At 31.7% G+C, this 14777-nt stretch carries 21 protein-coding genes and 1 tRNA gene; 19 read left to right on the top strand and 3 right to left on the bottom strand.

Going from position 1 to position 14777, the window contains the following annotated elements; all coding sequences use genetic code 11:
* Window positions 1-142 precede the first annotated feature (142 nt).
* Complete coding sequence (locus tag KTF99_RS09585; protein ID WP_003537221.1) at window positions 143-364, bottom strand: hypothetical protein; 222 nt, start codon at window positions 362-364, stop codon at window positions 143-145.
* Between the two features lie 113 nt (window positions 365-477).
* On the bottom strand, window positions 478-3684 hold the full coding sequence (locus tag KTF99_RS09580; RefSeq protein WP_029481034.1) for an SNF2-related protein: 3207 nt from the start codon (window positions 3682-3684) through the stop codon (window positions 478-480).
* Window positions 3685-3817: 133 nt separating this feature from the next.
* Here KTF99_RS09580 and KTF99_RS09575 point away from each other — a divergent pair.
* From KTF99_RS09575 to KTF99_RS09515, 13 genes are all read left to right on the top strand, one after another.
* A tRNA-Thr gene (locus KTF99_RS09575) sits at window positions 3818-3893 on the top strand.
* A 132-nt stretch (window positions 3894-4025) separates the two neighbouring features.
* On the top strand, window positions 4026-4376 hold the full coding sequence (locus KTF99_RS09570) for a hypothetical protein (RefSeq protein WP_009301168.1): 351 nt from the start codon (window positions 4026-4028) through the stop codon (window positions 4374-4376).
* A gap of 386 nt (window positions 4377-4762) precedes the next feature.
* A complete protein-coding gene (locus KTF99_RS09565) occupies window positions 4763-6118 on the top strand; it encodes a hypothetical protein (RefSeq protein ID WP_009301167.1) in 1356 nt (451 codons plus the stop codon).
* 22 nt (window positions 6119-6140) lie between these two features.
* Complete coding sequence (locus KTF99_RS09560) at window positions 6141-6452, top strand: hypothetical protein (RefSeq protein WP_009301165.1); 312 nt, start codon at window positions 6141-6143, stop codon at window positions 6450-6452.
* A 4-nt stretch (window positions 6453-6456) separates the two neighbouring features.
* Window positions 6457-6693 (top strand): hypothetical protein, encoded by a 237-nt coding sequence (locus KTF99_RS09555; protein ID WP_009301163.1) that lies wholly within the window; start codon window positions 6457-6459, stop codon window positions 6691-6693.
* Window positions 6694-6733: 40 nt separating this feature from the next.
* Window positions 6734-7453 (top strand): ParA family protein, encoded by a 720-nt coding sequence (locus KTF99_RS09550; protein WP_008790981.1) that lies wholly within the window; start codon window positions 6734-6736, stop codon window positions 7451-7453.
* A 1-nt stretch (window position 7454) separates the two neighbouring features.
* Entirely contained in the window at window positions 7455-8453 is a 999-nt protein-coding gene (locus tag KTF99_RS09545; protein WP_009301162.1) for a ParB/RepB/Spo0J family partition protein, read from the top strand.
* Between the two features lie 31 nt (window positions 8454-8484).
* Entirely contained in the window at window positions 8485-8916 is a 432-nt protein-coding gene (locus KTF99_RS09540; RefSeq protein WP_009301161.1) for a hypothetical protein, read from the top strand.
* Window positions 8913-9458 (top strand): hypothetical protein, encoded by a 546-nt coding sequence (locus tag KTF99_RS09535; RefSeq protein WP_009301160.1) that lies wholly within the window; start codon window positions 8913-8915, stop codon window positions 9456-9458. The genes KTF99_RS09540 and KTF99_RS09535 overlap by 4 nt, the downstream gene beginning before the upstream one ends.
* Window positions 9451-9756 (top strand): hypothetical protein, encoded by a 306-nt coding sequence (locus KTF99_RS09530; protein WP_009301159.1) that lies wholly within the window; start codon window positions 9451-9453, stop codon window positions 9754-9756. Before KTF99_RS09535 ends, KTF99_RS09530 begins: the two co-directional genes overlap by 8 nt.
* A complete protein-coding gene (locus KTF99_RS09525; RefSeq protein ID WP_009301158.1) occupies window positions 9753-10043 on the top strand; it encodes a hypothetical protein in 291 nt (96 codons plus the stop codon). Before KTF99_RS09530 ends, KTF99_RS09525 begins: the two co-directional genes overlap by 4 nt.
* A 41-nt stretch (window positions 10044-10084) precedes the next feature.
* On the top strand, window positions 10085-10462 hold the full coding sequence (locus KTF99_RS09520; protein WP_009301157.1) for a helix-turn-helix domain-containing protein: 378 nt from the start codon (window positions 10085-10087) through the stop codon (window positions 10460-10462).
* Window positions 10463-10492: 30 nt separating this feature from the next.
* A complete protein-coding gene (locus tag KTF99_RS09515; protein WP_009301156.1) occupies window positions 10493-10792 on the top strand; it encodes a hypothetical protein in 300 nt (99 codons plus the stop codon).
* Between the two features lie 131 nt (window positions 10793-10923).
* On the opposite strand, the gene KTF99_RS09510 is transcribed toward KTF99_RS09515, so the two are convergent.
* Window positions 10924-11793, bottom strand: coding sequence for a hypothetical protein (locus tag KTF99_RS09510; protein WP_009301155.1), 870 nt, complete (start codon window positions 11791-11793; stop codon window positions 10924-10926).
* A 129-nt stretch (window positions 11794-11922) separates the two neighbouring features.
* Between KTF99_RS09510 and KTF99_RS09505 the strand changes: the two genes are divergently transcribed.
* The 6 genes from KTF99_RS09505 (at window position 11923) to KTF99_RS09480 (ending at window position 14397) form a co-directional block, all read left to right on the top strand.
* On the top strand, window positions 11923-12180 hold the full coding sequence (locus KTF99_RS09505) for a hypothetical protein (RefSeq protein ID WP_009301154.1): 258 nt from the start codon (window positions 11923-11925) through the stop codon (window positions 12178-12180).
* Between the two features lie 25 nt (window positions 12181-12205).
* Complete coding sequence (locus KTF99_RS09500) at window positions 12206-12418, top strand: hypothetical protein (protein WP_009301153.1); 213 nt, start codon at window positions 12206-12208, stop codon at window positions 12416-12418.
* Window positions 12419-12454: 36 nt separating this feature from the next.
* Complete coding sequence (locus KTF99_RS09495; RefSeq protein ID WP_009301152.1) at window positions 12455-12790, top strand: hypothetical protein; 336 nt, start codon at window positions 12455-12457, stop codon at window positions 12788-12790.
* Between the two features lie 19 nt (window positions 12791-12809).
* Window positions 12810-13373, top strand: coding sequence for a hypothetical protein (locus KTF99_RS09490; protein ID WP_009301151.1), 564 nt, complete (start codon window positions 12810-12812; stop codon window positions 13371-13373).
* A gap of 388 nt (window positions 13374-13761) precedes the next feature.
* The gene (locus KTF99_RS09485; RefSeq protein ID WP_233521040.1) at window positions 13762-13929 is read left to right on the top strand and encodes a hypothetical protein; all 168 of its coding nucleotides are present in this window, start codon (window positions 13762-13764) and stop codon (window positions 13927-13929) included.
* A 132-nt stretch (window positions 13930-14061) separates the two neighbouring features.
* Window positions 14062-14397 carry a hypothetical protein gene (locus KTF99_RS09480; protein ID WP_009301149.1) on the top strand — a complete coding sequence of 112 codons (336 nt, stop codon included), beginning with the start codon at window positions 14062-14064 and terminating at the stop codon, window positions 14395-14397.
* Window positions 14398-14777 lie beyond the last annotated feature (380 nt).

Below are 14777 nucleotides of genomic sequence, written 5' to 3'. Positions count from 1 at the left end.
TAATTGACTACTTGATAAAAAACCTCTCCTCATTGAAATTTATCAAATTAAATACAAGTAGTTCAAGATGTTAAAAGGGAAGTGAAGGCCACTTCCTTTTTTGTGAAAATAAAAACAGTATTTACTATTGTTTGAATATTGTTTATAAATCAACGATTATGCAAAGAGTTCTTTCAAAATTATTATCAATTATTTTAGTATTTATAATACTGATATCTTTTTTGTAGAGCTCTAATGCCTTTTTTTCACGGCGATGCAGGCATCGATAACAGGATTCGATTATTTCTCCAGTATTTGTAGCGATTAAATAGTTATTGCAGTCATTTGTCAACAATTGACCTTTCAATAGTTCATCAAATATCATTACCTTTCCCCCTCTTGTTTTATGATATTAAAATATCATAATTAAAAGGTAAATAATATAGGTGGAATGATTGTTGAAAATAGTTACATTAGATGTAACAAAAAGAAGGCATTTTAGCCTTCTTGATCGATTGAAAATAAAGATATGATATCAGCTGTTGACATCTTAGTAATACTCCCGTCATTATTTTCAATAAAAATATTTGATAAATCTTGTTTCTGAGCTTGAAGTTCTTGGATTTTTTCTTCAATACTGTTTTTCATGATTAATTTATAAACTTGTACGTTATTGGTTTGACCAATGCGATAAGCACGGTCAGTTGCCTGGTTTTGAGCCGACATATTCCACCATGGGTCAAAGTGAATAACAATCGATGCTGCGGTTAGATTTAGACCGGTTCCTCCGGCCTTTAAAGAAATTAAGAAAACATCTGTATTGTCATTTTGAAAAGCGTTAACTAATTGATGACGTTTGATTTTATTGGTTGCCCCGGTTAAAACGTAATATGATATATCCTCTTTACGAAGTTCTTTTTCTAATAAATCTAAAGAGCTAGTAAATGATGAAAATAATAGAACTTTTTGATTGTTTTCTTTAGCTTTCTTTATTATATCTAGACAAGCTTTCATTTTTGAACTAGGACCAATAATTTCATTATATAGAATTCTAGCATCGCAGCAGATTTGACGTAATCGTGTCATCATTGCTAGAATTTGAATTTTATCAATTCGTTCAACGTCTAATGCTGTCTTAAGTTCGCTATTAATTTGACTTAAATTAGCTATATACAGATTTTCTTCTTCTTTATTAAAAGCAATCTTAATGTTATTCTCAATCTTATCAGGTAATTCTTCTAAAACTTCTTGTTTTGTTCTTCTTAAAATAAATGGTTCAACCATTTTCTTTAAACGAATTTGAGCATCTTTATCTTCATCGCGAACGATTGGACGCTCAAAATGTTCTCTAAAATAATTGTAATTATATAAATAGTTAGGCATCAAAAAATCAAAAATTGACCATAACTCTGCAAGTGAGTTTTCAATTGGGGTACCTGTTAGTGCAAAACGATGAGTACCATGTAACTCTTTTACTGCTCTGGCATTTTTTGTTGCTTGGTTTTTAATGTATTGAGCTTCATCGAGAACAATATATTCAAATTTAAATGGTTTATATAATTCAAAATCCCTTCTTATATAATCATATGATGTAATGATAACATCGTAGTTGTTTATTTGTTCAATCATCTTTTTACGAACGGATAATGTTCCACTAATACATAGGACATTGAGATCGTTTGAGAATTTTTTTATTTCATCCTGCCAGTTTAATATTAGGGTTGCTGGGGTTATTACAATACTAGCTTTGTGATTCTTTTTAGCGTCTTCTAATACAGTAATCATTTGTAAGGTTTTTCCTAATCCCATATCATCAGCAAGAATTCCTCCGAATCCATAATCGCTCATTGTTTTGATCCATTTATAACCAGTACATTGGTAATCTCTTAAAATATCACTGAATGGTTCAGGAACAGGATAATTATTGATATTGCAGTTAGTTAGATGGTTGATGAGTTCTTGGAATTGTTGGTTACGGTTAAAATTAATTGTTTCGCTATCTTGTATTAATTCGTTTAAGAATAATGCTTTGGATTTATCGACTATGATAGCGCCATCTTGAATATTTTTGTTTTCAAGATTTAAATCTTGAATTAAATTATAGGCTTCATTTAAAGTTTGATCTTCTAAATTCACAAATTCACCATTTTTTAAACGATGATAGGCTTTGTGTTTTTGGTATGATTCTAAAATATCTCGGATTTCATCTTTTGAAACATTAATACTGTCTAAATCAATCTCTAATAGATCATTTTTTAAACGGATACCAATGTTTAAAGAAATGTTTTTAGGTTTATTAATATTTTTAATGTCTTCACTGACAAATACATCACAATATCTATTTAATTTAGGCAAAATATTTTTTATAAAATAGTATATATCTTCATCGTTATTGGTGATTAAATACATATTCGTTAGTTCATCATATTGCGCGTAATCTTCAATCATTGCTAGTGCTGTATCAACGTTGAGTGGCAGCTTGGTTTCATAACTGTCAATATATTTACCGTCAAATAATATATTACCTTCATCATCACGATACTCAAGATTGATTGTTAAATCACCAAAGTTATTCAAATCAACGTAAGTAAGTAAAGTGATCACACTAGGCATATAATCGTCGATATTAGCTCCTGTAATGGCAATATAAGGTAAGATTTGATCAATGATATATTTGCCAAAATAACCAAAATCTTCTTTTGCGACAATGAGATTTTCTTTATCTAATTTAGAAATCAGTTTTTTAGTAATTTTAGACATTTTAAGACTGTAACGATTTAAAATGTTTTTGTCTAAATAATATAAATATTGGTTACCAATAATTAATTGGCCGCCTAATGGCAAAAGTGATATTTCAAAGTAATCTTCTTTATCTTCGATGTTGATTGTTAAATTATTTAGATCAATAGTGGTAAAAAACATATTGATGTTAAGATTTGTGAGATATGTTTCAAAAAATTCATCAATATTATATTTGTTAATATCAATAGAACGATATCTTTCAATATCATCAATAAATTCGCTATTATCCCGAATAAAATCAATTTGTTTTAATGCTTCTGAACTAAATGATTTACGATTGTAATCGGTTGTTAACTGACTACCGTAAGTATATACATTGTGATAACGATAGTTATATATGAATTCTTTAAGATTTTTTATTAAGTAAGTTTTATTTTGACCAATTCGATAACTGATCAAGATTCGATTAAATGAATAATTAATATTAGGAATTAAATCAATCAATGAATCATTTGTTAGTTGAGGATCTTGCTGATTAGTGTAGTCGGTAATTAATTTTTTTGATTCTTCGAGTTTTGTTTGAATTAATTTTTCTTCACGAACGCGTTCAAAGGCTTCAATTTTTGCTTTGTAATCAATTTTTTGATTAAACTGAAAAGGAATTTCAGACATTTCTAAACTATAAAATTTTAATAATAGTACCCCAATATGACCACATGCTAATTCATCATTATGGCAATAAGGGCAATCACATTCAAAATTATTTATTTTTCCTCCAGTATCTGCGACGATATGACAAGTACTACTACGACCATATATTTCAACAGTACCATCAATGTGGTACTCATTTCCCTGTTTTAGAACGGACATGTTTGTGATTACATTATCTTTATAATAACTGTGAGCAATTTTCCAGTTTTTTTCATTAAATATCCTATTTATTTCATCATCTTTAATATACATGTTCTTTCCCTCCGATAGAATATTATATCATTATTTTAATGATTACCAAATAGATAACATTAAAAAAAGATAAATAAAAAAAGATATTTTATGACAAGGAATAAAGTGTTATAATATGAATGCGGTTACTTATGCCGGTATAGCTCTAACGGTAGAGCAATCCACTCGTAATGGATAGGTTGCTGGTTCAAATCCAGTTGCCGGCACCATAATTTTATTTCAATAACTCTGTCTGATTATTTGGAAAGGTTATGAATGAATATATACGAAGCGACAAACTGTATTCTGTTAGTCGCTTTTTTTGTTATATTAAACATGTTTTGAAGGGAGGTGAGATTAAAATGGTGGCTAAATCGAAAATCAGTCAGGGAATTAAAAATTTACAAAATAACTTAGGGTTCACACGCGATGAAGCAATAAAAATAAGCTGTGACAACATTACGAAGTCTTTTCAAAAAAATCTAATACCTGCACTGATCGAACTGCAGGAAAGGTTCAGATACAGTTCTGCTTATCTCGATAACTTGTATCACCAGGAGAATGAATGCAGAAGCAGATGGTATCAAGGTGTTAAAAATACAGCATCACAAAATATAAAAATGAAGACGTTAATAAAACTCTCTACGGCGTTTGAAATGTCACCTGGAGAACTGATGGATTACATTATTGATTTTGACAAAAAGAAAAAATAGCCTCTCGGCTATTTAGATCTTACCCACTCGGCAAAGTGATAAGTCAAAACAGATAAAATCCATCAATATTCCCAGATGTCACTTAAGTGCAGCAGTGAAATATTAACGAGATCATAATCAGTAATTACTCACCACAAGGAGAGAGATTACATGAATTATCAGGATGCCCCCGCGCAAGCCCTGACGATACCACCAGTGTATCACCCAGTGTATCACCCAGTGTATCACCCAGTGTATCACCCAGTGTGCCACCCAGTGTGTCACCCTGTCTGTTTCTAAAAAAATTCTATCAATTTTTGGCCGCGTTTTCAAGTCAAAACCGGCAAATAGATAAAATAAAAATCATTAAAGTCCCTTTAATGTTAATTTAGACGAGGAGATTAGACATGCCTACTGCAGAGAAAATGGTAAATCAGGAAAAACTATACAACAACGGCAAGTTCGTTAAATACACCACGATCAAAGATAAAAAGTTTATTTATACATTTATAAAAGAAGACTGCTATTCAAATTCTTCTAATCTTGAAGCTGCAGTCAACAGACTTGTGGCTTATGAAGATACTGTTTCCAGAAGTAAAAACTACTGTGTTTATTTACAGGTGATGTATCCAAAGGATCTGTCAAAAAATGATCAGCATGAGTTTATAAAAAAATTCATGTTTGAAATAAGTCTGCATTATAAAAGACTGCTGTTTGCTTATAAGTTTGTAAGAAGAGGTAAAGGACACTACGTTGATGTTATTGCTTTTGAACGTGAGCTTTACATACGTGAACGGGAAATTGAAGAAGTCTATGCCCGTACTATGTTTATAAATAAAATCACCGGCAGAACATGCAGTAAAGATGATCCTGAGGCAGTCTGCAGATGCAAAAAGGGGGCAGTCAGAACCGATGAAAACGGATGTCCGGTAAAGAAAAAAATTCTGATATCTCCCAAGAAAACAAGATATTTCAATTATAACAGCAGTGATGATGCAGCAGTGAAAAAAGCCAACTTTAATAATTTCAGACTTCGTCTCTGCTTTAAGGCATCAACGGCTCTTTCTAAGATTTTCAGCGGATACCGGAATATACGTACATTAAAGTATGCAAAAAGAAGCTATGGTTTCAGCGATGTGCGAACAGTTAATACACAGATGTATAACGATGCAATCAGTGATATTAATAGCGAACTCTGGAAAATACAGCAGATATTAGCTTTAAGAGGGGCAGTGCTTGATAAGGAAGAGGCTCAGAAGCGATTCGACAGCATATGGTACAGTCTTGATCACATAAACAGCTATAAGACGATGAAAGCAAATACAAAAAACAGTTACAAGATCAATCTTTCGCCAACTGCATCGATCAACCAGAATACAGAAAAATATAAAGAAACCGTGAAACTGTTCAGGGATGCGTGTATGGCAAAGATACAGCACTGGTATGCTGTAGAATTTATATACAGCTGCAGGCGTATAGAGAAACGGACTGATTCAAAGAGCAACAGTATGATTTCTGACAATATTACATGGCTGATCAGAAACCTTACACACCTTAAAAATTATCAAATTTCGGACAATATGATACAGGCAGTTGAAAATTCAGTGAGCAGATTAAAAGCCTATAAAAAAGAGAAAAAAGTATTTAGATATAATCAGCAGAATATCAGGAACAGACTGGCTGCAGTTATAAATGCCGAGAACAAGGAGCCGGTGATTATTGGGCTTTTATCTGTTCTGAAACTGCAGAACAGAGGCATATAGACACAGGAAAAGGGGTGAGAAAATGAATGAATCAGGAAGATTAATCAGTGCAGATTTCCTGCTGCGACTGGCCAATGATGATCTAACTTCAGAGGAAATCCTAAAACTTTATTTTAAGTACTACTTCTGTCAGGGGAAAAACATAAGGGATCTAAGATTAGACTATATGAGACTAAGGAGCAGAGGGTGCAGTTCTGATGATCTTAGATATCTGAATTTCAATCTGCTTTCTAAAGAAAAGATTGAAAAAGCGATAGATAGTGTGAAAGACGCTGTCAATGAATTTATGATCAGAACTTTTGGATTGGAACTGAAGGAAAATACATGGAGGTAGAAAAGTGAAAAAAACAGGAGAGTACATTAGAAAAATAATTAATTCCAATTTCCCGGCATATATATTTCTGTTTATTTTAACAGCAGCACTGATTATAGATACAGCAATGATTGCAGTATCTATTGCAGCGTATGCAATAAGCGGGAATGCTGCAAATCTTGAAAATATAACAACATATGCCCTGATAATTTCGTTTGCATCTACAGTGAATGTATATCTTATCAAAAAAATAATGAAATAAAAATGTACCAGTGACTGGTACAAAATGGAGGAAAGAAAAAATGGCAAAAATTATAACAATCGTTAACCGCAAAGGCGGATGCGGGAAAACAACAACTACAAAAAACCTTGGCTACTCACTTGCTAAAAAAGGTTATAAAGTGCTGTTAGTAGATTATGATCCGCAGTGCAATACTACAAAAGGACTGTCCAAACGAAATTACAGGAAAACAGTTATTGATATGATGAGAGGAACTGATGTAAGAAGATGCATCTATAAGACACGGTATGATATGGATATACTGCCCGGCAATCAGTTTCTGGCATCTGAAGAAATAGCAGATCATGTGATAACAGATCAGATGAATCTGATTTTAAGAGATTATGATTTTATTATTAATGATACATCACCTTATTTTAATAAACTGACCGCAGAAATTCTATTTGCCACAGATATGGCAGTAATTCCAACTGTGGTTGAACCGGATTCCCTTGACGGGATGTCAACAACGATAAATGAACTTGAAGAACTCTGTGATTATGACATAAAATACAAGATCTTATTTACACAGGTCAATGATCTAAAAAGTACAGCAGATGATGTAAAAGTACTCGATGATAATCTGGATGATCTTGTGTTCGATACAAAAATAAGATTTCATCGATATGCGGTGAAGAGGGCAAGAATGAAGCAGCAGCCACTGGCCAAAAGATATCGCAGAGCTTCGGTAACCAGGGATTATGAAAAACTGGCCAATGAAATTGTAAGGGAGGCAGATTAATATGGCAAGCAGTATTTTAGGAGCATTTGAAGGAGTAAAAACTAAAAAGAAGAACAAAGATGATATTCAGTATATTTATTACAAAGATATAAGATCTGCACCAAAAAACAGGGATACTGGTGATATTGAAGAACTTGCAGAAGATATTGCTGAAGACGGCTTAGATCATAATCTGGTATTAAGAAAAATCGACGATGAGGATCATAAGTATGAAATAGTTGCAGGACACAGACGGTATCTGGCAATTTGTCATAACATTAATAAGGGTGATTCTACATATGAATACATTCCCGCAAAAGTAAAAAGCTATGATGATGTGGATGCCGTGAGACGTCTTCACTTGAACAATATAAACGGGAAGCCTTATACACCAGGCGAAATGCTTACTGCAATAGAAGACCTTAAGGAAGTCTACCGTATAAAAAAAGAACGCGGTGAAAAAATGCCGGGGAGAGTACAGGAATTAATTGCCAGAGATACTGGTCTGGGAAAGACACAGGTCGGTAATTATGAAAAAATTATCAACAATGCAGTTGAACCGGTAAAGGAACTTGTAAAGAATGATGAAATTACTTTAAATGAAGCACTGGAAATTTCGGAAATGGATGATGAAAATCAGATGAAGTTTGTTGAAGATAATGCGGGCGATATATCTTTAACAACTATAAAAGATTATAAAGAAACACTGTCTTTAGAAGAAGATACTTCAGATGAAGGTGAAAATGAAGATTACGAAGAGTACGGTGAAGATGATATTAATTGTGACGATTTTGACGATACAGATGATGATGACGATGATATCGACGAACCGTATAGCAAGCCGGAGAAAACTGATAAAAGTGTTACTCATTATTCAGTGTCAGAATTAGTTATTGAAATCCAAACAAACCTATATCTGCTGAAAAATAAGATAAACGGTGTTGAGTGGAAAAAAGAACAGATCATGCTTGAGGAAATGATAAAACTAATAACAGAGCTTAAAGAATCAGCAGGTGTATAAATAGAAAAGATATAGTAGAGGGGGGATTGTAATGAGTTATATAGATCTTTTGGATAAAAATAAAAGTATTCAGGCTGCCAGGCATGAAATGGAGCATTTCAGTGATCTGTATAAACTGCACGAATTCAAGGATATTTATGAAATAGGCAGCGGTACAGGAAATGATTCTGTTATAAGCATTATAAACTGTCTGAATTACGATGCAAAGGAAATTAATAAAATAGACAGGCGGGACCGTCAGCTTGAATATATTCAAAAAGTTCTTAAAGCGATATCCAAGCTGAGTGATAAAGATGAGCTTGAATATATCTATTATAAATATGTGAAGTTTTTAAGAAATATTGAAATCGATGAAATGTTGAACAAGAGTCCGCGATCACGAGCTCGTCTTGCCTCTAAAGCATTGTTTAATATGGCTCTTTTACTGAACGTCGAAGTGTATGAAGGCGAGGATAAAGCATGAGAGAAGAACGTGTGTATCTGGGGCACATCACTGAGTTCCAGGATAAAAAATATTATTTTAAAGGTACGGCAGAGAATATCGCAAAATTCATTATACAGAATTATCAGTACAGCACTGTAATTACTGATAACGATGGCGCAATAATCTGCAGGTCAGTTGTCGGAGGTTATCTAGATGCAGATAATAAGGAAGTAATGGCTGATATATTACCTATTTTACTTAAATATCAGCGCGGAGAAAAATTTACGGAACTTGTATTTGAAGAGAAAGAAGAAAGAAACTATTACTCTGAAGAGCTAAATGTACCAGTGACTGGTACATTTAGCGAACCAAAAGAAGCTTCAGGTGGCAAGCCAACGGATAGTCTTATAAAAAGGAAATATTTTCTTTATCAACGTGATTTGACCGAAGAACGGGTGCGGATTCTATATGAAGAATTAAAGGGGAGCGGATACAGTGTCTTAAAAGTAAAAAATAATGGTCTGTATTCACTGTACTGCAGAAAGAGAAAAGTTTTTGAGGGGAGGAGAGGAAATGGATAAATTTAATTCAGACTATGAAAAATATTTAGAAAAAAATGGAATAGGTGTTGTGAAAAACAACTATATAATCTGGTATCAATGTTATGGTACATATATAGGGACTAAAACTGTCTATAATCCTGATATGACTGATTATTATGAAATCCCATGTGAAAAGAAGGTTGCAATATCGGAGCCAATAGAAACAGATATTGTATTTTATACAAAAAGTGAAGCAGAAAGATACTGTGAGGAACATACTGATGAGGATGTTGAATATTGGTTTGAGACAGAAAAGGGCGGGGTGAACGAAAAATGAGTGATTACTTGAAATATCTTCAAGAAAAACGTGCGGAAGTATTAAAAAAAATTAAGCCGATATGTGAGGCATTTGGAATAGAAGATTATGATTATATTGTTAGCGATAAAGGGCAAACAGAAATATTAAGAATAGGAACTACAAAAATAGGATGTTCCTGGAATTCTATAGATGCTGTTGTACAGGAATTAGTGGGTTACTTGTTCGTTTTTTATTTTAGAGAAAGAGCGTTAGGGCACTTTAAAACGCAGGTGTTCAATGAAATAAAATGTTACTGGCTTAAATAATAAATGTACCAGTGACTGGTACAAAGGAAGAGGTGAAAATTATGAACGAAAACAAAGACAAGATTTATGATGATGCAGACAGTAGAAAAAAATTATATAAAAAAGATATATTGTTTAAATCTGAAGGACATGGCGAAAAGACGATAATTGATAGAGCTGAGTTTGAAAAGTGGGCTAAAGAAAATGGGAAAATTATTATTGATCCCTTGGATAAATTTATGAATACGATGAAAATAATTGAACTTATGAAAGAAAAAAATATAACAGTATATAAATTATCAAAAATGACAAATTATGATCGTACAAATTTAAAAAAAATATTAAATGGAGAAATAAAAGAGCCAACAATATCTACTGTAATAGCTATTGCAGATGCATTAGAGGTAAACATAGATGAGATAGTAATTAGGCATAACTAAAAATAAATATCATAGGGGAGAAGTAAAGATATGAAAGAAATATTAAAAATTATTTATATAGCAGTATGTTTAGCAGTTTGTCTATATCCTATATACAGATGGATAGAAGATGCAGTATATGAAATAGGATCTTATTTCAAACATATTCATCATTCGGACAGTTGCAGTAATAAAATTGCAAGGATAGTAATTTTTATCAGAGATTTATGGGAAGCTATGTCAGTTGATGGGCATAAATATTCTCTTTCCACAGTAATGTTTATAGGAGTTTGCGACGCAATTTTACTTTCACTTTTTGCTGCACTTGGTTATTATCTGTTTTTGTTCTGAACAGCCATAACTGAAAAAGCATGAATAAAAATGTACCAGTCACTGGTACATTCTGAAGTTTATTATTAGTAAAATTAAACAGTCTAAATAATGCTGTGATTTCTTATATACTTTATATAAGATTACTGTTATTACATATAAGAAAATAGATAATTTGGAAAAATTATAAAAAATGCAATAAATATAATCAACCCCCAACTGTATACAGAACTATTTGCAGATACCAGTAGTAACTTTTTCTTGCGCGATGCAAAGATTATGTCGATTAAAGGAATTACAGCCAAAAGTATCTGGCCGATATTTATAAGAACGTAAGCATAAATGAAATTTTGTGGTATACCTAAATTGGAAAAGAAACTTGGATCTTTCAAAATTGAAAAGAAATCATCAGGTACATTCTGTACTGCTAATGTTACAGTGTTCCAGTAAGCATCAGGCATAAAGAAATGTGTCATGTATATTGAAGATAAAATTAAAATAAGAAAAGAAAAAAGTAAATATTTATCTTTTTGCAAATATAACGATTTATCTTGTCTGATTGATCGTACAAAAAAAACTTTATGCAAAACTAACAAAGCACCAGTAAAAATTAATAAAACAAGATCATAGTTTTGACATACTTTTCTAAAAAACAGAAAAATAAGTGCGATAATAATAGTTATGGCGATGACCGTAATTATGAATAACAACAGGCTTGAAAAAGAGTCATTTCCTGAAGAAGTAGTACGAGAATAATAGTGGTTGTATGTTGTTTTGTACTGTTTGTTTGTGAGATTTAAAGTCACATTACCGTTATTGGAAAATGAATTATTTTTTACTAGTTGGTTACTTAAATTACCATTTGTATTATTTTGTGTAACTGATTTGCGAGTTATCTGCTGATATCTTGTTTTTACTGCTTCTTTTTCACTGACTTTCTTTTTAAGAAATTTGTTAAGGATTGAGTTTCCAACAAAATCAATTAAAAAAGCAACAATAGGTGCAAAAAAAATTTCAAACATTAAATAAAATCCACCTTTCAAAAATATAATTCTATTATAGTAGTAATATTACTTCGTTTCAACGTCTTGATAGAAAAATTATAATGAAGAAGTTAAATTAAAAATGAAAATATAGTTAAACAGTACAGAATGAGTAAAACAGTTTATAAAAAGGAAGGGATAAAAATGATTATGATTATTGAAGCGGTTCTGGTCGGTGTTGCCGTGTCGACTTTTATATTTGGAATGACTGGCTTTTCAGTGTTTATGAATAAGATGGAGGAAGCGGATAATATCAAACAGGGATTAAAAATGCTTGCATTTGCTATACTCAGTCTGTTAAGTTGCTGTGCAGTTATATATGTTTTAATGGAAGTGACTGAAATAATTAGAAAAATAATCTGGTAGAGTTTAAATTGCAAAGGGTAAAAGTATGGGCAATACAATAAAGTCGGGAAACTTTGGAGAATATGAATTAAATATATTCGTAGAAAAAATAATATTTGTTAATGAACAGATACCTGAAGCTGGCCGTGAAGGAACTGTTCTATGTAACTGCGGTGGTAAAGTACACTATGTCAGAAATTACTATAATAATCACTTGTGGTGGAACTGTAATAAATGCGGCTTTAGTTTTGGTCAGTGATGATCTTACTAGTTATAAGATGGAATGGTGAAGAAAATGAATAAAATTGAAAAGTTAAAAGCGGAACTAAGACACTATGAAAAGAAATATGAAGAATTAATAGAGGGTCATGTACAAAGTGAAATTAATAAGGTGGATTCCGATATTAAGGCAAGTATATCATATATTGATTTAGGTAGGATTCAAATTGATTATAAGCAATTTAGATTTTCATTCAGATATTTCTTTTATACAGACGGCGAGCTTTTTTTAAGAGGTAATGGAAAATATATAGATCATGGATATGGCTATGCAAAAGAAAAGAATAAAGAGCGTGAGAATGCGTATTACTATGTGCGTTCGATACTAAAAAGTGTTTTAGAAGATAGTTAGAAAAAGAGGTGGAATGAAAATGTATGTAATCAAATATGATAGGGATATTTATGCAGGAACATATAGTGATATGGATGGATGTTATCTTTATCCAAGCTGCGACATTAATATGCAAAAGCCGAAAATTTTTAAAACACTAAAAGGTGCAGAAAAGCATCTTAGTAACTTAAAAAATAAAGTTGTTTATGGAAAAAATGCTGATGTATATAATTTTAAGATTATTGAATGGTCTGAAAATGATTTAGAATCACATTTGATGAGTATTGGAGTTAAACCTGGTAAAAATGATGATCCACAAAACAGTAATACTATTTCACCAGATAAAAAGTTAGAGAAGTATTGGAAAAAAGTATTCAAACCATTGAAAAATGAAGAAATAGAAATTACAAATATCACAGTATCTGATAATGTATGTACAATTAATTATTTGATGCCTTATTGTACAAGTAGCGAAGAATATATATTCCAAGCTGACATAGATAAGGAAAAAGCAGTTGGTGGATTTTGTAACACAGTAGAAGAAAAAGCAAATGAAATGATTGTTATGATTAAAGAGTGCAGCAATATAAGAAATCTATTTTAATAGCGGATAAAAAAGAAAGGTGAGTAAATTAACAAAGGAAGAATGTACCAGTGACTGGTACATAAAGAAAGCAAGGAAAATATAGAGATGACTGGAATGACGATCTGGCCGTATTGATTGCGATAGTTCTGACAAATCGATTGATTGTTTTTTTAGTAGTTATTAGCAAGATGAAGGGAGTGGGTGATATTAGGTTGGAATCAAAAATTCTTGTATTTACTATGCTGAGTCTGTTAAGCGGTTTTGCAACAGCGTATAAGTGTATATTTTAATTGGATAATTATTAATAATATGATGATGATTTGAATTTAAACTTGCAAAGGAGACAGTAAAAATGTGCAATACAATAAAGGCAATAAGTTATGAAGAATATGTAAACACTCCCTCGTTGAGAAACGGTTATAACGATACACTTGTAAAGTGTCATCTGTACAATTACGGGTGTATCTTTGTTGAAACAATACTGGGGGTTACAGATGTCATGGAAATTGAAGAAGTTGAATATTTAGATGACGTGATCAAGAGTGAGATAACAAATAATCAGGGTACATACTGAAAGAATTAGCTGCTCTGTTAGATGAGTCTATTGAATTACTTGAGAAATACGAAAAGAAGATCCAGGTTAATGGATACTTAGTATAAAAATGTACCAGTGACTGGTACAAATGTTAAAGTTGAGGTGAAAGGAATGGAAAGAATAGCTGTTGAGCTGTTTAAAGGAAGACATAAATTTGAAGATATAGAAGGATGTATTTTCAATAAAGAGCTTAGAGATGTTAAGAATATGTACTATATGCAAATGTCAATTAAAAAGGCAGTCGATGCATTAATGAAGAGACATGGGATTCGTGAATATAGAGATATTGAACTGGACGTCTATGTAACAGGACTGACAGTGGCGCTTGTAGAAGTGATAAATTTCTGCAGCCTGTATGACATAAAACTGGTACTGTATCATTACGACAAATATACAAAAAACTATTATACTCAGGATGTGTATTTGAAAAGACAGCAGTACGTTTAAACAGATAAAAATTTTGCAGAATGAAAGATTTATTGCAAAAAAACTTTAAAGACCTAAAAAACGGATTTTAACAAGAAAAATATATTAAAAAAATTTCAAAAAAGTTCAAAAAAATAAGCTTGTCAAGGGGTGAAAATTCATTGGTATAAATTTATAAAATGAGAAAAAATTTAGGAAAACAACTAATATAATGATAAAATTTATGAAAATAATAATGAGTTGGCACAAAGTTGGCACAAAAGGTGGCAAAAAAGTGGCACAAAGTTGGCATTTACAATGACTAAAAAAAGTGATAATATGGTATCATACAGAAGTATACAGGAAACAGAGATGTTCCTAAACAGAATATATGAAGTAATGTACCAGTCACTGGTACATTT

Origin of the sequence: Erysipelatoclostridium sp. MSK.7.34 (assembly GCF_019041935.1) — a bacterium.
Classification (GTDB): domain Bacteria; phylum Bacillota_I; class Bacilli_A; order Erysipelotrichales; family Coprobacillaceae; genus Thomasclavelia; species Thomasclavelia ramosa.
The sequence above is the reverse complement of the archived record's forward strand: the minus strand, read 5'-3'. Positions and strand labels throughout refer to the sequence as shown.